Here is a 26,012-nt window from a genome sequence, read left to right on the forward strand (position 1 = left end):
CAACGGGGATGGCAAGCGCAGGGGCAGAACGAGGGCGCGGCCGCGTTTCCGTCAGTTGACGCTTTCGGCAGGTTGCTGATCCGCGTTTGCGGCATCGTCATAATGCGGGCAGGCAACCATGTGCCCGTCGGCGACTTCCAGCAATTCGGGCCGCACCTCCGCGCAATCGGGCTGCGCAATCGGGCAGCGTGTGCGGAACACACATCCCGAGGGCGGGGCGAGTGGGGAGGGAAGTTCGCCTTCCAGCACGGGGCGGTGCCGCGCCCGTTCAGCCTTCGGAGAGGGGATCGGAACCGAGGCGATCAGCGCCTTGGTATAGGGATGGCGAGGATTGGCTATCAACTCGCCCGCTTCGGCCGTCTCGACGATCCGCCCGAGATACATCACCGCAATCCGGTTCGAGATATGGCGGACCACGCTCAGATCATGGGCGATGAACAGAAGGGACAGACCCATGTCGCGTTGCAGATCCTGCAACAGGTTCACCACCTGCGCCTGCACCGACACGTCCAGCGCGCTGACCGGCTCGTCGCAGACCACCAGTTCCGGTTCGGTGATCAGCGCCCGCGCGATGCCGATCCGCTGACACTGTCCGCCGGAAAACTCATGCGGATAGCGGTTGACCAGCGCGGGCAGCAGGCCCACCCGCTCCATCATCGCACCGACCTTGTCCCGCACTTCGGATTTGCTCAGATCCGGGAAATGCGTGACCAGCGGTTCGGCCACGACCTGCCCCACGGTCATCCGCGGGTTCAGCGCCGCCAGAGGGTCCTGAAAGACCATCTGCACGTGGCGGCCATGGGCGCGGGTCTCGGCGGCCGACAGCCCGACCATGTCCTTGCCTTTCCACAGCACCCGGCCCCCGCTTACCGGAACGGTGCCCACGATGGCGCGGGCAAGTGTCGATTTGCCCGAGCCGCTTTCACCCACGAGACCAAGCGTCTCCCCTTCCTTCAAGGTGACCGAGGCGTTGGAGACCGCCTGTAGCTGGTCCGGCGGCGTCCATGGCCAGCCACCGCGGCGCGGGATGCCGAAGGTGACGCTGAGGTTTTCGACCTGCATCAGAATGTTGCTCATTACAGCGCCTCCCGGCTGGCATGACAGGCCCTGAACCGTCCGCTGTCGAACGCCTCCAACGGGGGCATGGTTTTCGTGCAGGGATCGTGGGACAGCGGACAGCGGGGGCTGAACGGACAGCCCGGCGGCAGATCGGTCAGATCCGGCGGGTCGCCCGGAATGGTCTCAAGCGAAGGCTGCGGCACATCGAGCCGTGGCACGGCCTTCAGAAGGCCAAGGGTATAGGGATGGGCCGGCGCCTCGAACACGTCATCGGTGGGCCCGCGTTCCATCACCTGCCCGCCATACATCACCAGCGTTTCGGCGCAGGTGCCCGCCACGATCGCCAGATCATGGGTGATCAGCACAAGCGCCGTGCCGAAATCGCGCTGTACATCGGCCATCAGTTCCATGATCTGGGCCTGCACGGTCACATCCAGCGCCGTCGTCGGCTCATCGGCGATCAGCAGTTTCGGGCGGCACAAAAGGGCCATCGCCACCATGATCCGCTGCCGCATCCCGCCGGAGAACTCATGCGGATACATCCGCAGACGCGACCGGGCATCGGGAATGCGCACCGCGTCCAGCATCGCGGCGCTTTCCTCCAGCGCGTCATGCTTGGATTTGCTCTGATGCAGCATCAGGACCTCGGCCATCTGGTCTCCGACCCGCATATAGGGGTTCAGCGAGGTCATCGGGTCCTGAAAGATCATCGCGATCTCGTTGGCGCGGATCCGGTTCAGCTTCGACTCCGGCAGGTTGAGGATTTCCTGGCCGTTGAACCGCACGCTTCCCTCGGCCTTGCCGTTCTTGGCCAGCAGACCGAGGATGCCGAAGGCCAGCTGCGTCTTGCCGGAGCCGCTTTCGCCAACAATCGCAAGCGTGTCGCCGGGTTCCAGCGTAAGGCTCATTCCGTTGACGGCGCGCACGATGCCATCGGGCGTATCGAAGCTGACCGTCAGGTCGGTGACTTCCAAAAGCGGCATTCGTTATTGATCCTTCGGGAAACGTGTCATCACCGATCCTTCGGATCGAGCGCGTCGCGCAGCCCGTCGCCGACGAAGAAGAAGCCGAAGAGCGTTACGACAAAGAAAAACAGCGGGACGAGCAGCATCCAGAGCGTCCCGTTCACCATCTCTCCGGAGCCCTCGCTGATCAGCGCGCCCCAGCTTGTCAGCGGTTCCTGCACCCCAAGTCCCAGAAAACTGATGAAGCTTTCATAGATGATCATCGAGGGAACCAGCAGCGTCGCATAGACGATCACCACGCCCAGAAGATTGGGCACGATGTGGCGCAGGATAATGGTGAAGGGGCCGACACCCGTCGCAACGGCGGCCTCCACGAACTCCTTGTTGCGGAGCGTCAGCGTCTGACCGCGCGCGATCCGCGCCATGTCCAGCCAGCTGACCAGCCCGATCCCGATGAACAGCATCAGCATGGAGCGCCCGAAGACCACCAGAAGCAGGATCAGCACGAACATGTAGGGGATCGACATCAGCACATCGACGATGCGCATCATCACATTGTCCACGCGGCCTCCGAAATACCCGGCGACCGCGCCGTAAAACGTGCCCACGATGACCGCGATGAAGGCGCCCACGATCCCCACCATGAGCGAGATCTGCGTGCCCTGCACGGTACGCGCGAACAAGTCCCGGCCCAATGGATCGGTGCCGAACCAGTGGCCCGTTTCCAGTGATGGCCGCCCCGCCTCGGCGACGCGGCCCAGCACGGACCAGTCGATCTCCTCATAGTCCCATGGCGCGATGAAAGGTCCGATCAAGGCGAAGAGGCCGACCAGAAGAAGGACGATCAAACCGCCGACCGCCGCCTTGTTGCGAAAGAACCGGGTGCGTGCATCCGCCCACAAGGACCGCCCCTTGACGGCGTCCTTATGGGCCAGCTGGTCGGCGATGGCTCTGGTTGCGAGCATGGGTCTAATACCGGATTTTCGGGTCGATCCACGCGTAGAGGATATCGACCACGAGGTTGAAGAAGATCGTAAGCGCGCCAAGAAGAACCGTGATCCCCATCATCACCCCGTAATCGCGGTTGAGAGCGGAGGCGACGAAGAACTGCCCGATGCCGCCGGTGGAGAAATATATGTCGATCACCACCGATCCGGTGATCATCCCCACGAATGCGGGGCCCAGATAGGAGATGACGGGCAGAAGTGCGGGCTTCAGGGCATGGCGCAGCACGATCCGGCGCATCGGCAGGCCCTTGGCCCGCGCCGTGCGGATGAAGTTCGAGGTCAGCACCTCCAGCATCGAGGCGCGCGCGATCCGCGCGATGGAGGCCATGAAGCTGGTCGACAGCGCGATGACCGGCAGGATCACATATTGCCACTGGCCGCCCTGCCAGCCGCCGCCGGGCAACCAGCCGAGCCAGAGCGTGAAGATCAGCACCAGGATCGGCGCCAGCACGAAGTTCGGCAACACCTGCGCGCCGATGGAAATGCCGACGGCCAGATAATCCAGCCAGGTGTTGTGGCGAATCGCGGCGATGATACCGAGGGTTCCGCCAACCAGCACGGCGACGACAAAGCTCCAGAACCCGTAGGTCAGCGTCACCGGGAAACCCTGCGCGATTAGGTCGTTCACATCCTGATCTCGGTAGATGAAGGACGGGCCGAAATCGAAATCGCTGACGATGCCCCAGATATAGCGCCAGATCTGGACATAGAACGGCTGGTCCAGCCCGTATTGGCGCTCAAGATTGGCCAGAACCGCGGGGGGTACGCCACGCTCGGTGGCGAACGGGCTGCCGGGGGCGGCATACATCAGGATGAAGGTGCCCACGATCAGGATCAGCAGAACCGGTATCGCGATCAGAAGGCGTTTGAAGATGAATGTGAACATCTGGAAAACGAAGCGCCGGGGCGGGTCGGATCACCCGCCCCGGCTGTTCATTATTCTGCTGCGACGCGGTAGATATCGCGGACGTACCAGTTGTTTTCCACGTTCTCCATCGGCCAGTTCCGGATCGTCGGATCCAGCACGAAGTTCTGCGTGTAGTGGTAGATCGGGATGATCGCCATGTCCTCGGACAGGATCTGCTCGACCGCGGTGTAATTCGGCTGCGGATCGGCCATGGTGACACTTTCCGCCATCAGCCGGTCGACCTCGTCATTGGCATATTTGCCGTCGTTGTTGGAGTTGTTCGAGGTCAGCAGGTCGAGGAAGGTCGACGCCTCGTTGTAATCCCCGCACCAGGCCGAGCGGGCGACGTCGAAGTTCTGGTTGCCCCGGATTTCCAGATAGGATTGCCATTCGAAGTTGTTCAGCACGGTGGTCACACCAAGGGGGCGCCACATCTGGCTGATGACTGTCGCGATCTGCCGGTGGTTTTCAGAGGTGTTGTAGATCAGGTTCAACTCGATCGGGTTGTCGGGGCCATACCCGGCTTCGGTCATCAACTCCATCGCATGCGCCATCCGTTCTTCCTGGGTCCAGGTGGCGTATTCGATCACGGGCATCTCGAAGCCCGCGGTCGCCCAGTGCGTGAAGTTGAAGGCAGGGGCCTGACCGGCCTGCAAAACCTGATCGGTGATGACTTCGCGGTCGATCATCAGGCTGAGAGCGGTGCGAACGCGAGGGTCCTGCAATGCCTCATGCCCGCTTTCGGACTGGTTGATCGCGTAATAGTAGGAACACAGACGCGGCACCGAATGCGCCACATCGGGCATTTCCGCCTCCAGACGCGGATAGCTGCCTGCGGGCAGATCGTCCATCATGTCGAACTCGCCGGCCTGAAAGCGCGTCAGGGCCTGGCTGGCATCGTTGATGACATATCCGGTGACCTCGGTGATGATCACATCTTCGGCGCCCCAGTATTCCGGGTTCGGGACGAGGCGGAAGAATTCGTTCACCGCAATCTCGTCCAGCATATAGGCGCCGTTGGAGACGATGTTCTCGGGCGCTGTCCAGGCCGCGCCGTGTTCCTGTACCGAAGGCTGATGGCTGGGCATGAAGGTGTAATGCACCGTCATCTGCGGGAAGTAGGGCAAGGGCTGGGACAGCGTGACCTCAAGCGTGCGGTCATCGATGGCGCGGACACCAAGCTCTTCCGGGCCGACTTCGCCCGCGATGACGGCGGCGGAGTTGCTGATCTGGCTCAGTTCGACATACCAGGCGTATTCGGAGGCGGTGGCCGGGTCGGCCGCACGCTGCCAGGAGGCAACGAAATCCTGTGCCGTCACCGGGTCGCCGTTGGACCAGCGGGCATCTTCACGAAGATTGAAAACCCAGGTCTGGTTGTCTTCGGAGGACCAGCTTTCGGCCACGCCCGGGCGCAAGGTGCCATCGGCGTTCTGTGTCAGCAACCCCTCGAACAACTGGCGCGCGACGTGGCCGCCGGCAGTTTCCTCGATCAACTGCGGATCGATGGAAGGGAACTGATCCAGCAGGCGGTATTGAAAGGTCTGATCCTCGGCCAGCGTTTCGCCGGTTACCGGGTGCGTCGTCTGCGCCCAGGCCGTGCTGCCAAGCGCAAACGTCAGAATGGTGGAAGTGGTCAGAAGGCTAAGTCTCGTCATTTGAGTCTCCCTGTTGTTGGTCGCCGGGCGTTTCCGGGCTCTGCCGGTTTATCGCCTCGACTTGATCCCGGTACTTTCGCGAAACCTGCGGTTCACACACTAGTATACGTTGCGTCATTTCCGCTTTCGGCGGAAATATTCCTACATGGCTGTTACGCAAGACCAGAATCGGAACAAACACTTTTCGATGTCGGACATCGAACTTCCGGTATCTAAGCACCTGAATGCGATATGCGGAAGCCCTGACTGATTTATTGTCCCGAATGGACGGATTGATACCGGTTCCGCGGGTTTCCTCGCCAAAAGCCGCGCGGTCAGTCTATTTTGGAGGCATCGCGATACATCACCCGATGCCGGCGCGTCCTGATCCACTCCGCAAGATCCTCGTCGGACATGAAATGGTCGCGATTGTATTGGTCCCGATGGAGGATTTCCTCGATCGGGCGGCGCCAGCGCTTATAGGGCGCCTGCGCGGGGGGACCGAACAGAAAGATATCAAGGACAGAGATCTCTTCGGGAATGTTCAGTAAAGGGCGCATCGCCTTCTGCGCCTCCTGCTGGCCGATGGCCGTCACCCACCAGACATTGTAGCCAAGTGCTGCGGCGGCCAGATGGGCCGACATGGTCGAGGCGGCGACCGATTGCAGCAAGATCCGTTCCGCATTTTCGCGATACATCCGGTCCAGATCGGAGCCGTCATTCAGCACCGGAAAGGCATTGACCCACCGCATGTCCGAACAGACCACCACAAAGCCAGGCGCCGTGGCCAGCCCGCGATAGTCCGGCGTCGGGAACTTCATTTTCGCCTTGGCGCGAAACCGCTGCTCGGCGACGAAGTAATCCGCGATCTGCTGCTTCACCGCTGCGTCGCGCACGATGATGTACTGCCAGGGTTGGGCGTTCGCGCCTGACGGGCCGTGGCGGGCGGCCTCCAGAATCAGCTCGTAATGCGTCTCTGGCACCACGAAATCGGCGTCGAACTTGCGCACGGTCACCCGGTTGCGGATCACCTGCATCAGCGCGTCGTATCTGCTGCGGTCCCCGATCGGCGGCAGATCAACCTCCGCTTCGGCTTCGGCGAGGTCGACGGCGGGCGTGATGTCGGTTTCTGTCATGATGGTCTCCCGAAAATCTCATGTGTTTACCGATCCGCCATCGACCGCGATGGTCTGGCCGGTCACAAAGTCGCTGTCGTCGGAACACAGGAACAGCAGTGCGCCGATCAGGTCGGCGGGTTGGCCATCGCGTTTGATCGCGCGCGAGGCCAGCACCCGGTCGCGGGTCGCCTCGATATGCGCCGCGTTTTCCAGAATGCTGGAGGACAGCGTAAGACCGGGTGCCAGCGAGTTCACGCAGACGCCGTTTTCCCCCATCTCCCGCGACAGGGTCCGCGTCAGGGCCGCCAGCGCCCCCTTTGAGGCGACGTAATGCGCCATCCCCGGCATCCCCTTCATCACCGTGCCCGAGGTGATGTTCACGATCTTGCCGCGCCCGCGTTGCTCCATCAGCGGTCCGATGGCGCGAATCATCCGCCAGGTTCCGCCGATATTCACCTTCATCACCTCGTCCCACAGATCGGGGGCGATCCGGTCATATCGTGCCATCGGCAGACCGGCATAAAGGGCGGCATTGTTGATCAGGATATCGACCTGTCCGAAGGCCTCCATCGCCGAGTCCGCGACCCGCTCGGCCATACCCTCCCCGGTGATATCGGCATGCACGAAACACGCGCCCGCCTGTTCCGCATCGGCGCCATCGGCAATGTCGGCGACCAGGACCCCGGCCCCCTCCGCAATCAGCGCGCGGGTGAACTCCAGGCCCAGACCTTTGGCCCCGCCCGTGATGACGGCGGCCTTGCCGGTCAGTCGTCCCATGCCAGTTCCGGCGTTTTTCCGGGGCCGTCCGCGACCATTTCGCGTACGAACAGATCGCTGTAATTGAGGGCGGCATGGCTGTGTTCGCGCATCATCGCCTCGGCGCGCGCGGCATCGCGTTTCTTCAGCGCGTCGAAGATGATGACATGTTGCGAGTGGCCCACGGTCAAACGCATGCGTTCCCGTCTGGGCTCGGTCGCCTTGAACATGAGCGAGCCGAGCGAGGTGAGGGGCAGCATCGCGATCCGCTCGAATGTATGCGCGATCAACTCGTTGCCGCACCGTTTCATGATCGTTTCGTGAAACAGGATATTGGCCTCCTGATAAAGCTCCAGCTGCGATGCAACGGGGCCATCGCCGGCCAGCATGTCTTCGGACATCTTGATGGAGCGCGAGAGGTCGGCTTCCACCTCGGGGCTCATCCCGGTTTGGGCCATGGTGGCGGCGGCAAGCGCCTCAAGCGCCGCGCGCACGGCGATGGATTTTTCCACATCCGCGGTCGAGATCGAGCGGATCGTGAACCCGCGACCCTTCCGCTTTTCGATCAGCCCCTCGGCCTGGAGCGCGGCAAGGGCCGTGCGGGCGGGCGTACGGGACACGCCAAGCTCGGCGGCAATCGCGGCCTCCGAAATCTTCTCCCCTGGCGGTCGATCGCCGTTGAGGATTTGCCGGCGGATGACCGCAAGCACATGTTCCACGCTGGATGCCATGCCCGATTATCGGATACGAAATCTCCTCTGTCGAGCTAATCTGGGCCCCTATGGCATTTTTTTGCTTTCTTTTGGATACGAATTTGACTCTAGTGGGGCAGGGACATCGCAAGGCCGCTTTGGGAGGAGAGGCCGGATCTGCCCCGCCGACACCGTTAAGCTTCTCTCATCGAAATCGGGATAAGCCTGTGTCGCCACCAGAGGGAGGAAGAGAATGCAAAGATTGGGTATCTGTGCCGCTGCCGCGTTGGCCTTGTCGACCGCCGCACCTCAGGCCGAGGAGTTGAGCCTGGCCTATTTCATGGGGCCCGGTCATCCGATGAACGCCGCCGTCTTCACGCCGTTCGCCGAGGCGCTGGCCGAGGTTTCGGGCGGAGAGATGACCGTGCAGCAATACCCCGGCGGGGCGCTGAACTCGGCGCCACCCCGCCAATACGGAATTCTGCTGGATGGTGTGGCCGATATCGTGTTTGCCCTGCCGGGATACACCGGCGAGGTGTTCCCGATGACCAATGCCGTCACGACCCCGGGCGTTTGCGGCAGCGCGTCCGAATGCACGCAGGCCTTGCTGCGCGCGCGCGAGGTGCTGGAACAGGAATATGAGGCCGAGGTGCTGGCGATTTGGGCCAATGCGCCGCCGGTTCTGATCACCCGTGACAGGCCGGTGCGCAGGCTGGAGGATCTCGACGGGATGCTGATCCGTGTCACCGCGAGCCAGGACGCGCCGTTCGTGGAGGCGCTTGGCGCCTCCGCGGTGGCGCAGCCGGTGAATGTCATCAACCAGAACCTGACCAACGGTGTCATCGATGGAATCGCCATCGGGCCGTCGGGCATCCCGTCCTTCAATCTGCATGAGCCTGCGAATTACATCACCACTTGGTTTCCCGGCTCCGGCTCGGCCTTCGTGTTGCTGATGAATCGCGAGGTCTATGACGGGTTGAGCGATGAGCAGCGCGGCTGGATCGACGCCGCTGCCGATGATGCGCTGTCGATCGCCGGGGGCGAGTTCTACGACCGGGCCGCCGCCCGCGGGCTCCAGATGGCCGCGGAGGCCGGGGTCGAGATGATCGAGATCCCGGAAGAGGAGCGCGCCCGATGGAACGCGGCCATCGCCGATACCCTGTCCGAGGTGCGCGCCCAGAACGCGGGACCGATGACCGTGGGTGAGGTCATGGACCTGATGATGCAGCCGGACGGCTGATCCCCCCGTGCCGCGCCAGACACCATCCACCCTGCTATGGGTCGATCGCCAGCTCGGGCGCCTGTCCGGGCTGGTGGCGATCCTGGGCGCGCTCGCCGTTCTGGGGCTGATGTTCGTCACGCTGACGGCGGTGCTCTGGCGCTATGCCCTGAATGATCCGATTTTCGGGATCAGCGACATCTCGACCATGACGCTGATCATCGTGGCCGGCGCGTCGGTCTGTTACGGTGCGCGTCACGGGGCGCATGTATCCGTCAACGTGATCGGAATGGTCGCGGGTCGTCGGCTGACCCGGTTCACCGACGCGCTGATGCGGCTGATGGCCTTTGGCATTCTGGCCCTGGCAAGCTATGCGCTGGCAGACAAGGCCTGCGGCGCGGAACGTGCCTGTCTCACCAACAACATGTCCATCGTGCATCGCCCGTTCTACTATTTCCTGTCCGCCACGATGGGCCTTTTCGCCCTGAATGTGCTTCTCCAGCTTGTTGTCGGTCTTTACCATCTGGATGGCGACGACCCGAACGAGATTGCTGACTGATGGACGGAAGCCTGATCGCGCTTGTCGGCTTCATCGCCCTGTTCGCCTGTCTGGTGATCCGTATGCCGGTGGGCATCTCGATGATGCTGGTCGGCACAATCGGCATTTATGCGATCCGCGAACGCGCGGCGATCCCGAAACTTGCGGGCGAAATCTTCAACGAGGCATCGAACTACCCGCTCACGATCATTCCGCTTTTCGTGTTGATGGGCAACCTTGCCGGCGTCTCGGGCATGAGTCGGGATCTTTATTCGGCGGCCCATAGCTGGCTTGGCCATCTGAAGGGCGGGCTGGCCTCGGCCACGGTGGTGGGCTGTGCGGGGTTTTCGGCGCTGTCTGGATCGTCTCTTGCCGCCGCACTTACCATGGGTCGCGTCAGCCTGCCGGAAATGCAGCGCTACAATTACGACAATGGTCTGGCCACAGGCTCCATCGCCGCGGGCGGCACCCTTGGTATCCTCATCCCGCCCTCGGCGGGGTTCGTGATCTACGCCATCCTGACAGAAGAAAGCATCGGACAGCTTTTCATGGCCGGGGTGATACCGGGCCTGATGCTGACCGCGCTTTTTGTCGTCGCGATCTGGCTGGTCGTGCTGCGCAATCCCGAAAAGGCACCCCGCGGCGCCGCGATCGTGCCGCTGAGGGAACGGTTTCAGGCGATGCGCCGCGCGTCTGCCATTGTCAGCATCATCGTCATCACCATCGGCGGCATCTATCTGGGCGTCTTCTCGGCGGTGGAGGCGGCCGGAGTGGGCGCCGCGCTGGCCTTCGTGATCACCGCCTTCCGGGGCCAGTTGACGCGCGCCAATCTGATCGAGGTCTTCACCAGCACGCTCAAATCCACCGGCACGGTCTTCTTGATCCTTTTCGGCGCATTCGTGTTCAAGAGCTTCATCGGTTTCTCCGGCGTCACCTACGATCTGTCCCTCTGGGTCGAGGCGCAGGGCTTCACCGGCATGCAGGTGGTGCTGATGTTCCTGCTGATCTTCATCATTCTGGGCATGTTCATGGACGGCTTCGCAATCCTCGTGCTGACCGTGCCGCTTGTGCAGCCGATCATCGAGCCGCTGGGCGTGGACATGATCTGGTTCGGCGTACTGATGGTGATCTGTCTGGAGATGGGCCTGATCTCGCCACCGGTGGGTGTGAATGTCTTCGTCGTCAAGGGCATCGCGCCGGGGGTTCCGCTGAACACCATATTCCGTGGCATCTGGCCGTTCTGGTTTGCCATGCTGCTGGCCGTGGTCCTGATCGTGGTCTTTCCGCAAATCGCACTGCTCCTGCCGCAAACCATGTTCGGCTAGGGCCTCGGCGTTCCATCAGGGAGTTGAGATATGAAACTGGGTGAAAACATCATCGCCGCAAGCGACACCGCGCCGTTCTTCGGCGTTGCCAATCCAGGCGATGTGGGTCTCGCACCGCCCGCCTTGCGTCTGGGCGATGCGGTGCGATGCTGGGTCCGGTCGCTGTCCGGGTTTCAGAAAGAGGCTCTGGTGATCTCGGCGCGTTCCGGGCTCATGTGGCGGCTGGTCTCGGATGAGGGGGCCTATCTGAACGGCCACGACGCCGCCCCGTGCCCGTTGGCCTTTCTCACCACCGGCATGATCGCGAGTTACATGAACGAGATTACCGCACTGGCGACGCGGGAGGGGGTCGCGTTGCGCAAGCTGCGGCTGATCCAGGACAATTTCTACACCATGAAGGGCTCCATGCGGCAACGCACGATGACCGGCGGCGCGCTTCCCGTGGAGCTGGAAGTGCAGGTCGATTGCGATCTGCAGGACGGCGCGCTGGCCGAGTTGTTGAGCAATGCAGTGCATGCCTCGCCGCTGAACGGGCTGATGCGGGACAAGCTCGACAGCCTGTTCACGCTGACACGAAACGGCGTGCAGATCCCCACTGCCGAGGCGAAACAGCTCAATGGCGCGCCCGTCCCCGACCCGGCGGGTGCCGACCCGGTGCCCGCGCCCACCGACCTGACCCTGATCGAGCGGCTTGGCATGACGCCGGCGAAGAAGGTCCGTGGCGGGACCGCGGGCGCCGCAACCAGCCTGACCGACGAACAGGACCGCACGTTGAACCCCGGTGCGATCTGCACGCTGCGCGACGACGGGATCAAGGAGATCGAACAACGGCTCTACAGCCCCCATGGCAGCGTCTTCCGCTTTCTGAGCGAAGAGGCGCCGGTGGCCGGCGGACAGGGGCGGGCGCCCGATGCGGTCAGCTTCATTTCCGCCGGGATCGGCTTTTGCTTCATGACCCAGTTCGGGCGTATGGCTTCGATGGAGAACCTCGATCTGCCAAGCTATTCCATCGTGCAGGATACGCATTTTTCCCTTGGCGGGGCGTCGGGCGGCACCGGCAAGGCGGGTACGGCCGATCCGGTCGAAACCCATGTGCATCTTGTAACCAGCGAAGCCGACGAGGTCGCTCGCGACATGCTGGACGTGTCCGAGCGGACCTGTTTCCTGCATGCGTTCTGCCGCACCGATCTGAAGACCAAGCTGAAGATCACCCGGGTCTAGACCGCGCGTCCGACCGCCATCGCCAGCATCGCTCCGGGATCTTCGACGTCGTCGCCGGCCCAGGCCACGAACCCGTCTGGCCTGACCAGAATGGCGCGCGCGGCATAATCCAGCCGTTCATCCGCATAGCTGTCGGTCACCACCGTCAGCGGCACGGAGAGCTTGGCAGCGGCCGTCGCCATTTCGCCTGCCAGTCCGGGCCGATCAAAGGCCAGAAGGGTGAAACCCGTTCCCAGGGCGTCATAGGTGGTGCGCCCGTCGCTCAGCCCGCGGGGGGCCAGATGATGCCCCGCGCGCGCCTCGAACCGATGATCGCCCCGCGCACCCGGATGGCCCGGCCCCGCCACGATGGGGGAGCCTTCGTAATGCGGCTCGAACGCCACGATCTCGGATGCGCCTTCGGGCCGGGCGAACCAGGCTTTTCTGAACGCCTCCTCGTCCTTTTCGGGGCTGTAGCGCGCCAGAAACGCCCGATCCTCCTTGATGAACCGTTCGATGAAATCGCGCGCGGTGGAGGCAAAGACCGGGCGGCGTTCCGCATCAAAGCTGTCCAGCAGCCGTTCACCGGCCCAGCCCTGCAACGCCGCGGCCAGCTTCCAGCCCAGGTTTCGCGCATCCTCGAACCCGGTATTGATCCCGTAGCCGCCATAGGGCGGGTGGCTATGGGCCGCATCGCCGGCGATGAACACGCGGCCCTTGCGATAGGTATCGGCCAGCGCCACGCGCAGATCCCAGAACCCGGTATGCGTGATCTCCAGATCGAACGGGCGGCCCACGGCCTTGTGCAGGAACCCGGCCGCGTCGAATGTCTCCTCCGTCGTGCCGTCGGGCACCGGCGCGTGAAAGAACCAGTCCCGGCCCAGATCCACCCGCCCAAGAAAAAGCCAATAGCCATCCAGCTCCGGGCTGATCGCATTGTAGAACGACCGTTCCGCATAGCGCTCACCCAATAGCCGATGCAATTCGGGGGAGCGGAACACCAGCAGCGCCATTCGCCGGTCATGATCCGACAGGCTCTGCGTGATCCCCGCCGCATCGCGCGTGGCCGATCGGCTGCCGTCGCAGCCCACCGCAAATGCGGCCCGCAGAACCTGCCGGCCGTCCCCCTTGTGCTCGGCGATCCCGATCGTCACACCGTCGGCATCCTGCGACAGCCCGTCGAAAGACCAGCCATAGAACGTGTCGATGGCGCCGATACGCGCGGCGCGGGCCCGCAGAACCCGCTCGGTCTCGTATTGCGGCAACCGGTCCAGCGCCTGCCCGTAGAAGGGCTGCACCTTTTCCCGCGGGAACCAGTCGTAATGGTAATCGCTCAACAGCGCGCCATAGGTCACCAAGCCGCCATTGGCCACGCCGCGGGGCACCACGCGGGCCGCGCGCAACTCGGGCTCGCAGCCCCACGCATCGATGTTTTCCAGCGTTCGCTGCGTCAGGTTCTGGCCTTTCGGGATCGGCTGCGGCGCAACATGGCGCTCCACCACCGCGACACGCAGTCCGCGCTGACCCAGATCGATGGCCAGCCCCATGCCCACCGGGCCGCCCCCGACGATGATCACATCATGCCGGGTCATGCGACACCGGGCTCCATGAAGATATGCTTGGTTTCCAGAAAATCGTGGAGGCCTTCGGGCCCATGCAACCGGCCCAGTCCCGACTGTCCGTAGCCGCCCGTTTCGGCCTCCGCGAACAGTCGCAGATGCGCGTTGATCCAGACCGTGCCCGCCCGGATCGCCCGCGACATCCGCATCGCGCGGGCATGGTCGCGGGTGAAGACCGAGGCCGCCAGCCCGTAGACCGTTGCATTGGCCTTGGCGACCGCTTCGGCCTCGTCCCCGAACGTCTCGAAAGAGATGATCGGGCCGAACAGTTCCTCCTGCACGAGCGGGGAGCGCACATCGTCGATCCCGAAGAGAGTGGGTGTCAGGAACGCGCCTGTTTCCAGCGGCCCGCCTTTCAGCATCATCCGTCCTTCGTCGCCGGCCTGCTCGATCAGTCGCATCAGGCGCGCCTGATTGGCCGTGTCGATCAGCGCACCCATCCCGCTTGACGGGTCGGCGCCGGGGCCGACGCGCACAGCCTTCAATGCCGCCGTCATCCGCTCCGCGAAATCCGCGGCGACGCTGTCTTGAACTAGAAACCGCGCGGCGGCGGCACACATCTGACCGGCAATCGCCAGCGAACCGTGGGTCAATTGCCGCACCGCCAGGTCCAGATCGGCATCTTCGAAGATCACCGACGGCGCCTTGCCCCCCAGTTCCAGCCCGACGCGTTTCAACGTGGCCGCAGCACCTTCCATGATCTTGCGCCCCGTACGGCTCGACCCGGTGAAACTGATCACGTCGATCAGGGGCGAGGCGACCATGGCCTGCCCAACCTCGATCCCGTTTTCATTGACCGAATTGATCACGCCCGCAGGCAGGGAGGGGCATTCGGCCAGGCATTGCATGACCCGCGCATGCACCAGAGGCGTCTGCGCCGCGGGCTTGATCACCGCCGTACAGCCCGCCGCCAGTGCAGGGGCCAGCGATCGCACCAACAGCGTGACCGGCGCGTTCCATGGCACGATGATGCCGGCAACTCCGGCCGCTTCCCGGTGAAACAGGGATATCTGTCCCGGCGCCATTTCCTGCATCGAGCCCCGGATATTGCGCGCAAGCCCGGCATAGTACCGACTCTCGGAGATGCCAGCCATGGTTTCACCCATCGCCTCCGACCGGAGCTTGCCATTTTCCGCGACGACCAGATCCGCGATGTCATCCTTTGCCTCGGCAAGCCGGTCCGCGAATTCATGCAGCAGCTGCGCCCGCAACCGGGGGGAGGCCGCCCATAGGCCGTCGTCAAACGCAGCCCGCGCCGCAGTTGCCGCCTCATCGGCCAGCGCGGCGTTGCCGGGGATGTATCTGCCAAGCGGAGTGTCATCGGCGGGGTTCACGCTTGGGCGCGGGGGTGCGCCATCGTCGCGCCAAAGCCCCGCGATGTAATGCTGCGCCAGTCCCGTCATTGCCGATCTCCCCGTCCCTTGGGGAAGCATCGCCCGATGGCTCCTTCAGGTCCAGAAGGTTCCTACAAAAAAACCGCCCTAAATGTCTGTTTTCAGGGGTTTGGGCGTACCGGCTTCAGATGCGCGGGTCTTGGTGATACGCCCGCGCCGGTCCTGCGTCCCGGGTCAGACCGTTCCGCCGAGAGAGCCTTCCAGCGCGACCAGTTCCTGTCCTCCGGCCATCATGTCCTGCAGCTCTTCGGGCGTGATCTGCCCGCGTTGCGCGGTGCCGAGCGTGGTGCCCCGGTTCAACACCGTGAACCTGTCGCCCACCGCCATCGCATGGCGGACATTATGGGTGATGAACACCACCGCGATGCCCTTCTTGCGCACCTTGTCCACGGTGGCCAGCACATTGGCGGTCTGCCGCACGCCAAGCGCGCTTGTCGGTTCGTCAAGGATCAGCACCTTGGCCCCGAAATGGACCGCCCGGGCAATCGCGACCGTCTGGCGTTCGCCGCCGGACAGCGTGCCGACCGCCTGATCCGGCCCCCGCAGGTTGATGCCCATCTTCTTCATTTCGTCCATGGTCACGCGGTTCGCATGCTCATGATCGAACAGCTTGATCGGCCCGATCCTGCGCAGCGGTTCGTTTCCCATGAAGAAATTGCGGCTGACGCTCATCAGCGGGATCATCGCGAGATCCTGGTAGACCGTTGCAATCCCCGCCGCGATCGCGTCGCGGGGGTCGTCGAACTGCATCGGTTTGCCTTCGAAGAAGATCTCGCCTCTTGTGGGTTTGTGAACGCCCGACATGGTCTTGATGAAGGTCGATTTCCCCGCGCCGTTATCGCCCAACAGGCAATGGCATTCGCCGGGATAGACCTCCACCGTGACGCCGTTCAGCGCAATGACCGAGCCGAAATGCTTCTCGATGTTCTTCATTTCGACGATGGGTGCGTGTCCGGTAGCCATCTCAACGCTCCCCCGTGATGATGCGGCGAATATAGGTGTTCAGGATCACCGCGAAGAGCAGGATGACGCCCAGGAAGACCCGGAACAGGCTCGATTCGACGCCGGCAAAGAACAGCCCCTGCTGCACCACGCCGAAGATCAGCGCGCCCAGAGCGGCCCCCACGACCGAACCGTAGCCGCCAGTCAGAAGCGCGCCGCCGATCACCACCGCGATGATCGCCTCGAACTCTTTCAGAACGCCCCGATCGGCCCCGGCGGACCCGAACTCCATCACTTGGCATGTGGCGAAGACGGTTGCGCAAAAGGCCGTGAACATGAACATCAGGATCTTCACGCGGTTCACCGGTACGCCGACATAGCGCGCCGCCTGCGCATCGCCGCCCGCGGCAAAGATCCAGTTGCCGAACCGGGTGCGGGTCAGCACGATATGCCCGAAAATCACCAGCGCGATGGCCCATACGATCAGCATTGGAATGCCGTCGATCACCGGCTCGCCCGCCCGATTACCCCTTTCGAACACGTCGATCAGGCCTAGATCGGCGAGCCAGACGAAAATCGGCTGTCCGATCTCGCCTCCGAAAAACGGCGCAAGCCAATCCCCTTCGGCGGCGTCGTCGATCCCGCCGATGATGGTGCGCCGCTCGATGGTCTGCGGAAAGAAGATGGTGAACCCGCGCAGGATGAACAGCGCCGCGAGCGTCACGATGAAACTGGGCAGGCCGGTCTTGATCACGATGTAGCCGTTCAGCGCCCCGATCGAGATGCAGAGCGCGAAGGTAGTGAGGATCGCGATCCAGACGGGCCAGCCCAGCGTGACCGAGAAAATCGCGATGGACATGCCCGCGAACCCGATCATCGAACCGACGGAGAGATCGAACTCGCCGGCGATCATCAACATGCAGGCACCGACCGCGATGATCATGAACTGCGCCGAAACCGTGGACCAGTTCATGATGCCCTGCGCATTGAACATGCCGCTGTCGGCGGCAAAGAGCAGAAAGAAGGTGAATACCGCGACGGTGCCGACGATCCCGCCCAGTTCGGGACGGATCAGGGCCTTTCTGAACCCCGATATTTCCTTGACGCGTTCGTCTCCTGTTGCCGTGTCGGACATCTCTTCCTCCCCCTTCCCGTGTCAGAAATGGCGCGACAACCCTCCCGTCGCCGCGCCATCAGGCCCTTGGCCGCTCAGCGGAACTCGCCGGCGAACTCTTCAACCAGTTCCAGACCGTCTGCGGTGATGAAGCCGGGGCCGGAGTTGATGTTGTTGCCCGGCAGCACGCCGTAACGGTGGTAGTTCGTCAGCACGACAACCGGCAGATAGGCCTGCAGGAAGGGCTGCTGGTCGATACCCCATTCGATGACGCCATCGCGGATCGCCTCAACGATGTTATCGCCCAGATCGAAGGTGCCGAAATAGATGTCGCCGGCCATGCCGTTGCTTTCCAGCGCCAGAATGGTCGGGTCTGCCGAGGTCGGCCCGAGTGTCAGGATCGCGCCGGTGTCGGGATTGGCGTTCAGATAGGCCAAAACCCGGTTCTGGATTTCCGACGGGTCGGTGCCGCTGTCGATCATCGAGTCGCCCAGATCCACGCCCAGACCGTCGGCAAAGCCCTGGCAACGCTCCGCGACGACCGGGTTGGAGATAACGTGGTTCACGCAAAGGAAGGAGGTCACCCCGTCCCGCGCGGCCCGCTGGCCCGCGGCCAGTCCCGCATCGTATTCGGGCTGTCCCACATACATCAGCGCGCCCACTTCGGCGGCCTGTTCCGGGGTGCCGGAATTCATGATGATCACATCCACCCCGCTGTCCACGGCGGCCCGGATCGGGCCGGAGAGCACATCGAAATCCGCCAGCGTGGTGATGATGCCGTCGGGGCCCGACGCGGTGGCCTGTTCGATGATGCGCGCCATATCGGCGATGTCGCCGGTGGGCGGGTTGCGGTACTCCACCTCGACGCCCATCTGCTCACCCGCCAGCGCCAGTGCGTTGCGGATCGTGTTCCACCAGCTGTCGCTGTCGGGCGCATGGCTGACCAGAACATAGCGTTCTCCTTCGGCGGCGGCCTGACCGGCTGCCAGAAGCGGCGCAGCGGCGACAAGTGCGGTCATCGCGGCCGTTTTCAGAAATGATGTCATTGGTTCCTCCCAAGAGTTTCCCCGCCGGCGGACACGGGCATTCGCGGTTTTCTCCGCCTTGGCGAAATCGTAACCACGAATCGCGCCACTTTGCAACCGGTTGCAAAAACGGGTGAAGCAAGGCATGGTGATTTCGGTCTTTTTGTATGAAAAGAGGGATGGGAAGCTTTGCAATTGGATCACGGGGACGCATGGCCGTAACTCTGAAAGATGTCGCCGAACGTGCCGGCGTGTCGCGCTCGGCGGTGTCGCGCACGTTCACCGAAGGCGCCTCGGTCTCCGACAAGACCCGCCGCAAGGTGGAAAAGGCCGCCGATGAACTGGGCTACAGCCCCAATGCGCTGGCCTCCAGCCTCACAACGGGCCGGACCAAGCTGATCGGGCTTGTGTCGAACAACTTCCACAACCCGATCTTTCTGGAGGTGTTCGATCTCTTCACCCGCGGCCTTCAGGACCGTGGCCTGCGCCCGCTTCTGGTCAATCTCAGTCACGAGGTCGATCCGGCCAATTCGGTGCGGATGCTGCGCCAGTACTCCGTCGACGGGGTGATCGTCGCCTCCTCCACGTTGCCGCCCAGCTTCGCCAAGGCGTTCCGCGATGCAGGCGTTCCGGTGGTTCATTCCTTCGGCCGCCGCGCGTCCATGCCCGAGGTGCATGTGGTCGGCATCGACAACCAGGAATGTGGCCGGATGGCCGCGCAGACCCTGATCGATCGCGGCTACACCCGCGTTTCATTTCTGGGCGGGCCGGAACGGGCCACCTCGACACAGGATCGCCTGATCGGCTTCATGGATGTGATGCAAGGCAACCCCGGCATGACGGTCAGCCACAGTTTCGCATCCGAGTATTCGTTCGATGCAGGCCGTGCGGAAATGATCAGGCTGCTGACCTCCGACCCGGCAGAGGCCTATTTCTGCGGTGACGACGTGTTGTCCATCGGCGCGCTAAGCGCGGTGAAGGATGCCGGACTTTCGGTGCCCGGCGATATCGGGATCATCGGATTGAACGACATGGAGATGGCAGGGTGGGAAAATATCAACCTCACCACCATCCGTCAGCCCATTGGCGAGATCATCAATTCCTCCATCGAACTGGTCGTGGCCACCGTCGACAAGCCCGACCGCACGCCGGAGGCGCGGCTGTTCCCCTGCCGGATCGTGGAGCGGGGAACGCTGCGCCCGCCAGCCTATCCGGTCTCGCCATGAGCTTTCCGCCCTGATCGAGCCGGAGGGCGGCGGCCTCCCCTCGGTATGCGCGACCGGACGATCCGGCCGGGACGTCTGCCACGCGGGTTTCGCCAAATGCGCGCGGGCGGATACGGGCCTGTCAGCGAAACATGGGCGGCCGCGCATTCACCCATTTGCCCTCGGCCTTGCCGCTTTCGGCCACCGCGAATACAGCCGCCATGGATCGCAGCCCGTCCTCCGCCCGGGGGTAGAGATTGGCTGCCGGATCCATTGTCCGGCCTTCTTTTCGTGCCCGGATCGCTTCGGCCAAATCCTTGTAGATATTCGCAAAAGCAAGCGGCATACCTTCCGAATGGCCGATGGTCACCCGGCTGGCGCGGTCTGCTTCCGGGCTGAGACCTGCCTCGCCGCGCTCGATCACCTGCAGGCGCTGGCCCAGGGGCATGTAGTACAACTGGTTCGGCTGCTCCTGCGCCCATCTGAGCCCGCCCGTCTCGCCGAAAACCTGCAAAGTCAGACCGTGCTGCCGCCCGATCGCCACGGAACTGGTCCAGAGCCGGCCTGTTGCGCCGCCGCTCATACGGAAATTCACCATGGCGTCATCTTCCAGCACCCTGCTGCCGATCGCGGAAATTGTATCGGCGCTGAGGCGTTCAACCTCCTGGCCGGTCACGAAAGATGCCATATGCATCGCGTGAATCCCGCAATCTGCAAACTGGGCCGAGACGCCCGCCTGCGCCGGGTCGTAGCGCCACCGCACCCGCGGATTATCGGCATCCGCGGCATCCGCATGGTGCCCGTGCGCAAACTCCGCCACCACAACGCGGATTTTTCCGATATCGCCGCGGGCGACCATGGCTTTCATGTGCCTGACCAGCGAATACCCGGAATAGCCGTAGTTGACGGCACAGATCTTTCCCGTTTCCTTCGCAATACTTACGATCTCTTCACCTTCCGCCACGGTCATCGTCATCGGCTTTTCGCAAAGCACGTGAAACCCGCCTTCGAGAAACGCTTTGGTGATTTCGAAATGCGTGGCATTCGGTGTTGCGACGGTGACCAGATCGACCCTGTCGGCGCGCGCGCGTTCGCCCTCCAACATTTCGCGCCAGTCGCCATAGGACCGATCCGCATCCAGTCCCAGGGCCTGTCCATATGCACGCCCTGCATCGGGCCGGTGGTCCAAAGCGCCGGCCACGAAGGAGAATTCGCCATCCAGCCCCGCGCCAAGACGATGTGCCGGGCCGATCTGGCTGCCTTCGCCACCGCCGATCATACCCCAGGTCAGTTTTGTCATCGCACGCACCCCGTCACTTGAAGCCGATGGATTCAAGATACGCGCGATTGGCCCGCGCATCGCCAACGGGATCGGGGTCCAGCGTCGGATCGCAATCCTGCTCGACGGTGCACCAGCCCTCGAACCCGGCATCCAGAAGCAGTTGCCGGACGGCGCGGAAATCCACATCGCCCTTGCCCAGATTGCAGAAGACACCCTGCCCGCAGGCCTCATAGAAACCGGTACAGCTCGCAATCACATCGGATTTGATGGCTTGATCTATGTCTTTGAAATGCATGTAGGAAATTCGCCCCATATACCGTTTCATGAACGATACGGGGTCGAAACCGGCATAGGAGTGGTGACCGGTATCGAAACAGATTTTCAGAATATCTTCATCCACCTCTTCCAGTAGCTGCTCCAGCTCCGGCTCGAAATCCATGAACCCGGCGGCATGGGCGTGGATGCCCACGGTCAGCCCGTACTCCTCCGCCCCCATCCGGGCAACCGTCGCAATCCGGTCCCGGAAGCCCGCCCATTCATCAGGCGAAAGCTGTTCGGCCTCGTCCGCCCGACCGGCCGTGGGCGCGCGGCGGGGTGAGATCGAGTCGATCAGAACCAGATGTTCCGCGCCATGGGCGACAAGCGCCTTGCAGGTGCGCACGGCTCCGTCCAGCACATCGTCCCACTGATCCGGGTCATGAAACGGGCGGAACACCACGCCACCGATCAATTGCAGATCATGTGCGGCCAAAGCGTCGGCCAGAATCGCCGGATCTTCGGGCATGAAGCCAACCGGCCCAAGCTCAATCCCTGCGTAGCCGGCGTCGGCGCAGTCCTTCAACACCGACATCCAAGGCGGATTGCGGGGGTCATCTGCAAATTCCACGCCCCAGGAACAGGGGGCATTGCCGATACGGATGGTCATTTCTGTTACCCTTTCAGACGGAGGAAACCGACCGCCAGCGTCTCTCGGCTGACGACGCGATGGCGGCGGCGACAATCTGGTTCACATGCATCCCGTCCCGGAAGCAGGGCCAGACCGGTCGGCCGGTCTCGATGGCGGTCAGGAAATCCCTGGCCTCGATAATGATCTGATCCTGATAGCCCGTCCCGTGACCCGGCCCTTGGCAAAAGGGCAGATAATCCGGGTGGGCGGGGCCGGTGAGGATCCTCGTGAACCCCCGTGTCGCCTCGGGACCCGCCGCGCGATAGAGCAACAGCGCGTTCTGATCTTCCTGATCAAATCGGATCGCGCCCTTTGTACCCGTGATTTCATAGGCGTAGCCCATCTTGCGGCCCGTTGCGATGCGGCTGAAATACATATGCCCCATCACCCCGTTTTCGAACCGGCACATGATCTGCGCGTGGTCATCATTGGTGACGTCCCGGGTGCCGTCCGGACCGGGGCGGGTCTTGTGAACGGTCTCGACCACCCCCATGACCTCGTCGATCGGCCCAACCAGCGCCAGCGCCGCATTGATCATATGGGGCGCCAGATCGCCCATGGTCCCATTGCTCATCCCTTGCGTGCGCCATGTCGCGGGCGCGTCGGGATCGGCATAGAAATCCTCCGTATGTTCCCCCCGAAACCAGGTCAGATCACCGATTTCTCCGTCGGCGATCAGCTGGAGGGCGAACTGGCTGGCGGGCGTGCGGATATAGTTGAAGGCGACCATGTTGGCGGCGCCGCTGGTCTCTGCGGCCTCCACCATTCTGCGGCTGTCCTGCAAAGATGCGCCAAGCGGCTTTTCGCACAGGACGGGCTTGCCAAGCGCAAAGGCGGCAAGCGCGATTTCGCAATGCATCTCTTGCGGTGCGGCAATGACGATCGCCTCCACCGCGGGGTCCGCGACGAGGGCATGCCAGTCATCCGTGCCGCGCGCAAAACCGTAGGCCCGGCGATACCGGTCGGCCCGATCCGCCGTTGTTGCACAGACCATCTCCAGCCGGGGGCGCAGGCCGGTATCGAAGACCGCACCGACCGACGACATGGCGACGGCATGAGCTTTGCCCATGTATCCGCCGCCGATGATTCCGATGCCGATTTCGGTCATCGCGCGCCCTCTCCGAGATTCCTGTTGCAACCGGTTGCAAAACAACTATCGTTGCCCCGGGGGACAGGCAAGTCTGAATCGGCGCCATCCCGACAAAAGACAAAATCCACTTGGGGGCGCGGAATGCCACAGACGCTTCGCCTGACAGTCGCACAGGCCATCATCCGCTATCTGCAGAACCAGTTTATCGAGATCGATGGTGTCGAGACGCGCATCTGTGGTGGCGGGTTCGGTATCTTCGGCCACGGCAATGTGCCCTGTCTGGGTGAGGCGCTTTACACCGTGCAGGAGGACCTGCCGCTTTATCGTGGCCAGAACGAGCAGAGCATGGGCTTCGCGGCGGCGGGATATGCCAAGTACCACTTGCGGCGGCGGTTCATGTTCTGCACCGCAAGCGCCGGGCCGGGCACGGCCAATCTGCTGACGGCGGCGGCGCTGGCTCATGCGAACCGGCTGCCTTTGCTGATGCTTTGCGGCGATACGTTCCTCACCCGCCTGCCGGACCCGGTGTTGCAGCAACTGGAGCATTTCGGAAACCCGACCCTTGGCGTGAACGATGCGTTCAAGGCGGTGGTGCGCTACTGGGACCGGATCACCCACCCGGCCCAGATCATCCAGTCGCTGCCTGCCGCACTGGCGACGATGCTGGACCCGGCCGATTGCGGGCCGGCGTTTCTGGGTCTGCCACAGGACGTGCAGGGCTGGGCTTATGATTATCCGGTCGAGTTCTTTCAGAAGAAATACCACCGTATCCGCCGCGTGAGCCCTGACGCCGGTGAAGTCGCGGATGCCGCCGCCGCGCTTGGCTCGGCCAGGCGCCCGATGATCATTGCCGGCGGGGGCGTGCAGTATTCCTGCGCCGTAGCCGAGCTGACGGCCTTTGCCGAGGCGCACCGGATCCCGGTCGTGGAATCCATTGCGGGCCGGGCAAACATGCTGGCGACCCACGAGCTGAACATCGGCCCCATAGGCGTGACGGGATCGGACAGTGCCAATACCATTGCGGAGCAGGCGGATGTGATACTGTCGGTCGGCTGCCGGATGCAGGATTTCACCACCGGCTCCTGGACGGCCTTTGCCCGGGACGCCACGCTTATCTCGCTCAACGCCGCGCGCCACGACGCGGGCAAGCATATGTCCCTGCCCGTTGTCGGCGACGCCAAGCTTGGATTGCTGGCCCTGGGCCAGGCGCTGGGGGGCTACACCGCCCCGGATACCTGGACAGCCGCGGCGCGGGAGGAGCGGGCCAAATGGGATGCCTATGTGGCCGCAAATGTCGCGCCCGGGAACCGGCCAAACTCCTATGCGCAGGCGATCGGCGTGGTGAATGACCTTTGCGATACACGCGACCGCGTGGTGGCGGCGGCAGGCGGGTTGCCCGCAGAGGTGACGGCCAACTGGCGCACGCTCGATATCGGCACGGTCGATGTGGAATTCGGCTTTTCCTGCATGGGCTACGAGATTGCCGGGGGCTGGGGCGCGCGCATTGCACAGGCCGAAAAAGAGCCCGACCGGGACACCATCGTCTTCACCGGGGACGGCTCCTACCTGCTGATGAATTCGGACATCTATTCTTCGGTTCTGACCGACCGGAAGCTGATCGTTCTGGTGCTCGACAATGGCGGGTTTGCCGTCATCAACAAGTTGCAGAACAACACCGGCAACGAGAGTTTCAACAATCTCATTGCCGACTGCCCCACCGTGCCTGCGCCCTTCGCGGTGGATTTCGAAGCCCATGCCGCATCCATGGGCGCCACCGCCGAGACGGTCGCGAACCCGGGCGAACTGGCCGAGGCGTTCAAGCGGGCCAAGGCGGGCGACAAGACCCATGTCATCGTCATGACGGTGGATGCCTATGAAGGCTGGACGGCGCAGGGCCATGCCTGGTGGGAAGTCGGAACGCCCGAAGTCTCCGAGAGCGCCAAGGTGCGTGCGGCCCACGAGGCTTGGGAAGCCACCCGGTCCAAGCAACGTAAGGGCGTCTGATGGACCTTTCCGGCAACAGGTTTGTCATCATCGGGCGGGCGGGGATGGATTTCTATCCCGACCCCCCCGGCACGCGCACCGAAGAGGCGGGGCGTTTCGTCGCCTGCCTTGGCGGCTCCTCGGCCAATATCGCCGTGGCGATCACAAGGCAGGGGGGCAGCGTCGCCGTGGTCACGCGTGTTTCGGACGATGCGATTGGACGTTTCGCGATCAACGAGCTGGAAAAGTACGGGATCGACCACACCCATGTCACCGCCACGGGGGGTGAGGCCCGGACCTCTCTGGCGGTGGTGGAAACCCGGATCGAGGATCACCAGTCGGTGATCTACCGCAACGGCGCCGCCGATTTCGAGATGACCAGAGAAGACGTCGACGCGGTCGATTACACGCGATATTCCGCCCTTATCACCACTGGCACCGTCCTTGCCGCCGAACCGTCCCGCAGCGCCGCGTTTCACGCCTTCGACCGCGCTAGGGCTGCCGGTCTGCCACTGATCTTCGACATCGATTATCGCCCTTATTCCTGGCCCTCGGCGGAGGTCGCGGCGGATGTCTATTCCCGTGCCGGCGCGCTTTGCGACGTCATCATTGGCAATGATGTGGAGTTCGGCTTCATGGCCGGCGATTATGACAAGGGTCTGGAAAAGGCCCGATCTCTTGTGGCCCACGGGGCGCAGATCGCCGTTTACAAGATGGGTGAAAAAGGTGCCGTCACCTTCACGCCCACCCGCGAAATCCGCACCGGCATCTATCCCACGAAGGCGCTCAAACCCACCGGCGCGGGCGACAGTTTCATGGGCGGGTTCGTCGCGGCGCTGGCCGCGGGCCGAGATGTGGAGGAGGCGGTGTTGCGCGGCTCGGCCTCGGCCGCGATCGTGGTTGCCCGCGTCGGCTGCGCGCCCGCCATGCCCACCACCGAAGAGCTTGACGCGTTTCTCGCCTCCCATGCCGGGCCAACCGCCGCCTGAAAG

At 63.3% G+C, this 26,012-nt stretch carries 23 protein-coding genes; 7 read left to right on the forward strand and 16 right to left on the reverse strand.

The window, feature by feature from the left end; all coding sequences use genetic code 11:
* Positions 1-51: 51 nt before the first annotated feature.
* The 8 genes from ACQ651_RS18835 to ACQ651_RS18870 all read right to left on the reverse strand — a co-directional run bounded on the left by ACQ651_RS18835 (position 52) and on the right by ACQ651_RS18870 (position 8,177).
* The gene (locus tag ACQ651_RS18835) at positions 52-1,077 is read right to left on the reverse strand and encodes an oligopeptide/dipeptide ABC transporter ATP-binding protein (RefSeq protein WP_430450134.1); all 1,026 of its coding nucleotides are present in this window, start codon (positions 1,075-1,077) and stop codon (positions 52-54) included.
* Positions 1,077-2,042: an oligopeptide/dipeptide ABC transporter ATP-binding protein gene (locus ACQ651_RS18840; RefSeq protein WP_430450135.1), complete on the reverse strand. Its 966-nt coding sequence runs from the start codon at positions 2,040-2,042 to the stop codon at positions 1,077-1,079. Before ACQ651_RS18840 ends, ACQ651_RS18835 begins: the two co-directional genes overlap by 1 nt.
* A gap of 29 nt (positions 2,043-2,071) precedes the next feature.
* Positions 2,072-2,989: an ABC transporter permease subunit gene (locus ACQ651_RS18845; RefSeq protein WP_227287393.1), complete on the reverse strand. Its 918-nt coding sequence runs from the start codon at positions 2,987-2,989 to the stop codon at positions 2,072-2,074.
* A 4-nt stretch (positions 2,990-2,993) separates the two neighbouring features.
* Complete coding sequence (gene oppB / locus ACQ651_RS18850) at positions 2,994-3,917, reverse strand: oligopeptide ABC transporter permease OppB (protein WP_227287392.1); 924 nt, start codon at positions 3,915-3,917, stop codon at positions 2,994-2,996.
* Between the two features lie 50 nt (positions 3,918-3,967).
* Positions 3,968-5,593 (reverse strand): peptide ABC transporter substrate-binding protein, encoded by a 1,626-nt coding sequence (locus ACQ651_RS18855; RefSeq protein WP_430450136.1) that lies wholly within the window; start codon positions 5,591-5,593, stop codon positions 3,968-3,970.
* A gap of 314 nt (positions 5,594-5,907) precedes the next feature.
* Positions 5,908-6,708: a nitroreductase family protein gene (locus ACQ651_RS18860; RefSeq protein WP_227287390.1), complete on the reverse strand. Its 801-nt coding sequence runs from the start codon at positions 6,706-6,708 to the stop codon at positions 5,908-5,910.
* A gap of 18 nt (positions 6,709-6,726) precedes the next feature.
* The gene (locus ACQ651_RS18865; RefSeq protein WP_430450137.1) at positions 6,727-7,467 is read right to left on the reverse strand and encodes an SDR family NAD(P)-dependent oxidoreductase; all 741 of its coding nucleotides are present in this window, start codon (positions 7,465-7,467) and stop codon (positions 6,727-6,729) included.
* Positions 7,455-8,177, reverse strand: coding sequence for a GntR family transcriptional regulator (locus ACQ651_RS18870; RefSeq protein ID WP_227287388.1), 723 nt, complete (start codon positions 8,175-8,177; stop codon positions 7,455-7,457). The genes ACQ651_RS18865 and ACQ651_RS18870 overlap by 13 nt, the downstream gene beginning before the upstream one ends.
* A 214-nt stretch (positions 8,178-8,391) precedes the next feature.
* Between ACQ651_RS18870 and ACQ651_RS18875 the strand changes: the two genes are divergently transcribed.
* Genes ACQ651_RS18875 through ACQ651_RS18890 form a run of 4 tightly spaced genes read left to right on the forward strand, consistent with a single transcriptional unit; the run spans position 8,392 to position 12,441 of the window.
* The gene (locus ACQ651_RS18875) at positions 8,392-9,378 is read left to right on the forward strand and encodes a TRAP transporter substrate-binding protein (protein ID WP_227287387.1); all 987 of its coding nucleotides are present in this window, start codon (positions 8,392-8,394) and stop codon (positions 9,376-9,378) included.
* Between the two features lie 7 nt (positions 9,379-9,385).
* Positions 9,386-9,916 carry a TRAP transporter small permease gene (locus tag ACQ651_RS18880; protein WP_227287386.1) on the forward strand — a complete coding sequence of 177 codons (531 nt, stop codon included), beginning with the start codon at positions 9,386-9,388 and terminating at the stop codon, positions 9,914-9,916.
* Positions 9,916-11,220, forward strand: coding sequence for a TRAP transporter large permease (locus ACQ651_RS18885; RefSeq protein ID WP_430450138.1), 1,305 nt, complete (start codon positions 9,916-9,918; stop codon positions 11,218-11,220). The genes ACQ651_RS18880 and ACQ651_RS18885 overlap by 1 nt, the downstream gene beginning before the upstream one ends.
* Before the next feature lie 30 nt (positions 11,221-11,250).
* Positions 11,251-12,441 carry an OsmC family protein gene (locus tag ACQ651_RS18890; RefSeq protein WP_430450139.1) on the forward strand — a complete coding sequence of 397 codons (1,191 nt, stop codon included), beginning with the start codon at positions 11,251-11,253 and terminating at the stop codon, positions 12,439-12,441.
* On the opposite strand, the gene ACQ651_RS18895 is transcribed toward ACQ651_RS18890, so the two are convergent.
* From ACQ651_RS18895 to ACQ651_RS18915, 5 genes are all read right to left on the reverse strand, one after another.
* The gene (locus ACQ651_RS18895) at positions 12,438-14,012 is read right to left on the reverse strand and encodes an FAD-dependent monooxygenase (RefSeq protein ID WP_430450140.1); all 1,575 of its coding nucleotides are present in this window, start codon (positions 14,010-14,012) and stop codon (positions 12,438-12,440) included. The two genes, ACQ651_RS18890 and ACQ651_RS18895, sit on opposite strands and share 4 nt — an antisense overlap.
* The gene (locus ACQ651_RS18900; protein WP_430450141.1) at positions 14,009-15,442 is read right to left on the reverse strand and encodes an aldehyde dehydrogenase family protein; all 1,434 of its coding nucleotides are present in this window, start codon (positions 15,440-15,442) and stop codon (positions 14,009-14,011) included. Before ACQ651_RS18900 ends, ACQ651_RS18895 begins: the two co-directional genes overlap by 4 nt.
* Positions 15,443-15,607: 165 nt before the next feature.
* Complete coding sequence (locus ACQ651_RS18905) at positions 15,608-16,396, reverse strand: ATP-binding cassette domain-containing protein (RefSeq protein WP_227287381.1); 789 nt, start codon at positions 16,394-16,396, stop codon at positions 15,608-15,610.
* A gap of 1 nt (position 16,397) precedes the next feature.
* Positions 16,398-17,510, reverse strand: coding sequence for an ABC transporter permease (locus ACQ651_RS18910; protein WP_430450142.1), 1,113 nt, complete (start codon positions 17,508-17,510; stop codon positions 16,398-16,400).
* A 74-nt stretch (positions 17,511-17,584) separates the two neighbouring features.
* The gene (locus ACQ651_RS18915; protein ID WP_430450143.1) at positions 17,585-18,535 is read right to left on the reverse strand and encodes a sugar ABC transporter substrate-binding protein; all 951 of its coding nucleotides are present in this window, start codon (positions 18,533-18,535) and stop codon (positions 17,585-17,587) included.
* Positions 18,536-18,726: 191 nt separating this feature from the next.
* Between ACQ651_RS18915 and ACQ651_RS18920 the strand changes: the two genes are divergently transcribed.
* The gene (locus ACQ651_RS18920) at positions 18,727-19,740 is read left to right on the forward strand and encodes a LacI family DNA-binding transcriptional regulator (protein WP_227287378.1); all 1,014 of its coding nucleotides are present in this window, start codon (positions 18,727-18,729) and stop codon (positions 19,738-19,740) included.
* Between the two features lie 121 nt (positions 19,741-19,861).
* Here ACQ651_RS18920 and ACQ651_RS18925 read toward each other — a convergent pair whose 3' ends face one another.
* From ACQ651_RS18925 to ACQ651_RS18935, 3 genes are read right to left on the reverse strand one after another with little or no spacing between them, the layout of a single operon-like run.
* Positions 19,862-21,019, reverse strand: coding sequence for a Gfo/Idh/MocA family protein (locus tag ACQ651_RS18925; protein WP_375550798.1), 1,158 nt, complete (start codon positions 21,017-21,019; stop codon positions 19,862-19,864).
* A 13-nt stretch (positions 21,020-21,032) separates the two neighbouring features.
* A complete protein-coding gene (locus tag ACQ651_RS18930) occupies positions 21,033-21,926 on the reverse strand; it encodes a sugar phosphate isomerase/epimerase family protein (protein ID WP_430450144.1) in 894 nt (297 codons plus the stop codon).
* Positions 21,927-21,939: 13 nt separating this feature from the next.
* The gene (locus ACQ651_RS18935) at positions 21,940-23,055 is read right to left on the reverse strand and encodes a Gfo/Idh/MocA family protein (protein WP_430450145.1); all 1,116 of its coding nucleotides are present in this window, start codon (positions 23,053-23,055) and stop codon (positions 21,940-21,942) included.
* A 123-nt stretch (positions 23,056-23,178) separates the two neighbouring features.
* Between ACQ651_RS18935 and iolD the strand changes: the two genes are divergently transcribed.
* The gene (gene iolD / locus ACQ651_RS18940; RefSeq protein WP_227287374.1) at positions 23,179-25,041 is read left to right on the forward strand and encodes a 3D-(3,5/4)-trihydroxycyclohexane-1,2-dione acylhydrolase (decyclizing); all 1,863 of its coding nucleotides are present in this window, start codon (positions 23,179-23,181) and stop codon (positions 25,039-25,041) included.
* Complete coding sequence (iolC, locus tag ACQ651_RS18945) at positions 25,041-26,009, forward strand: 5-dehydro-2-deoxygluconokinase (protein ID WP_375550794.1); 969 nt, start codon at positions 25,041-25,043, stop codon at positions 26,007-26,009. The genes iolD and iolC overlap by 1 nt, the downstream gene beginning before the upstream one ends.
* Positions 26,010-26,012: the final 3 nt, after the last annotated feature.

The sequence above is a fragment of the Rhodophyticola sp. genome, from assembly GCF_965284195.1.
In the GTDB taxonomy this organism is placed as follows: Bacteria; Pseudomonadota; Alphaproteobacteria; order Rhodobacterales; family Rhodobacteraceae; genus Rhodophyticola.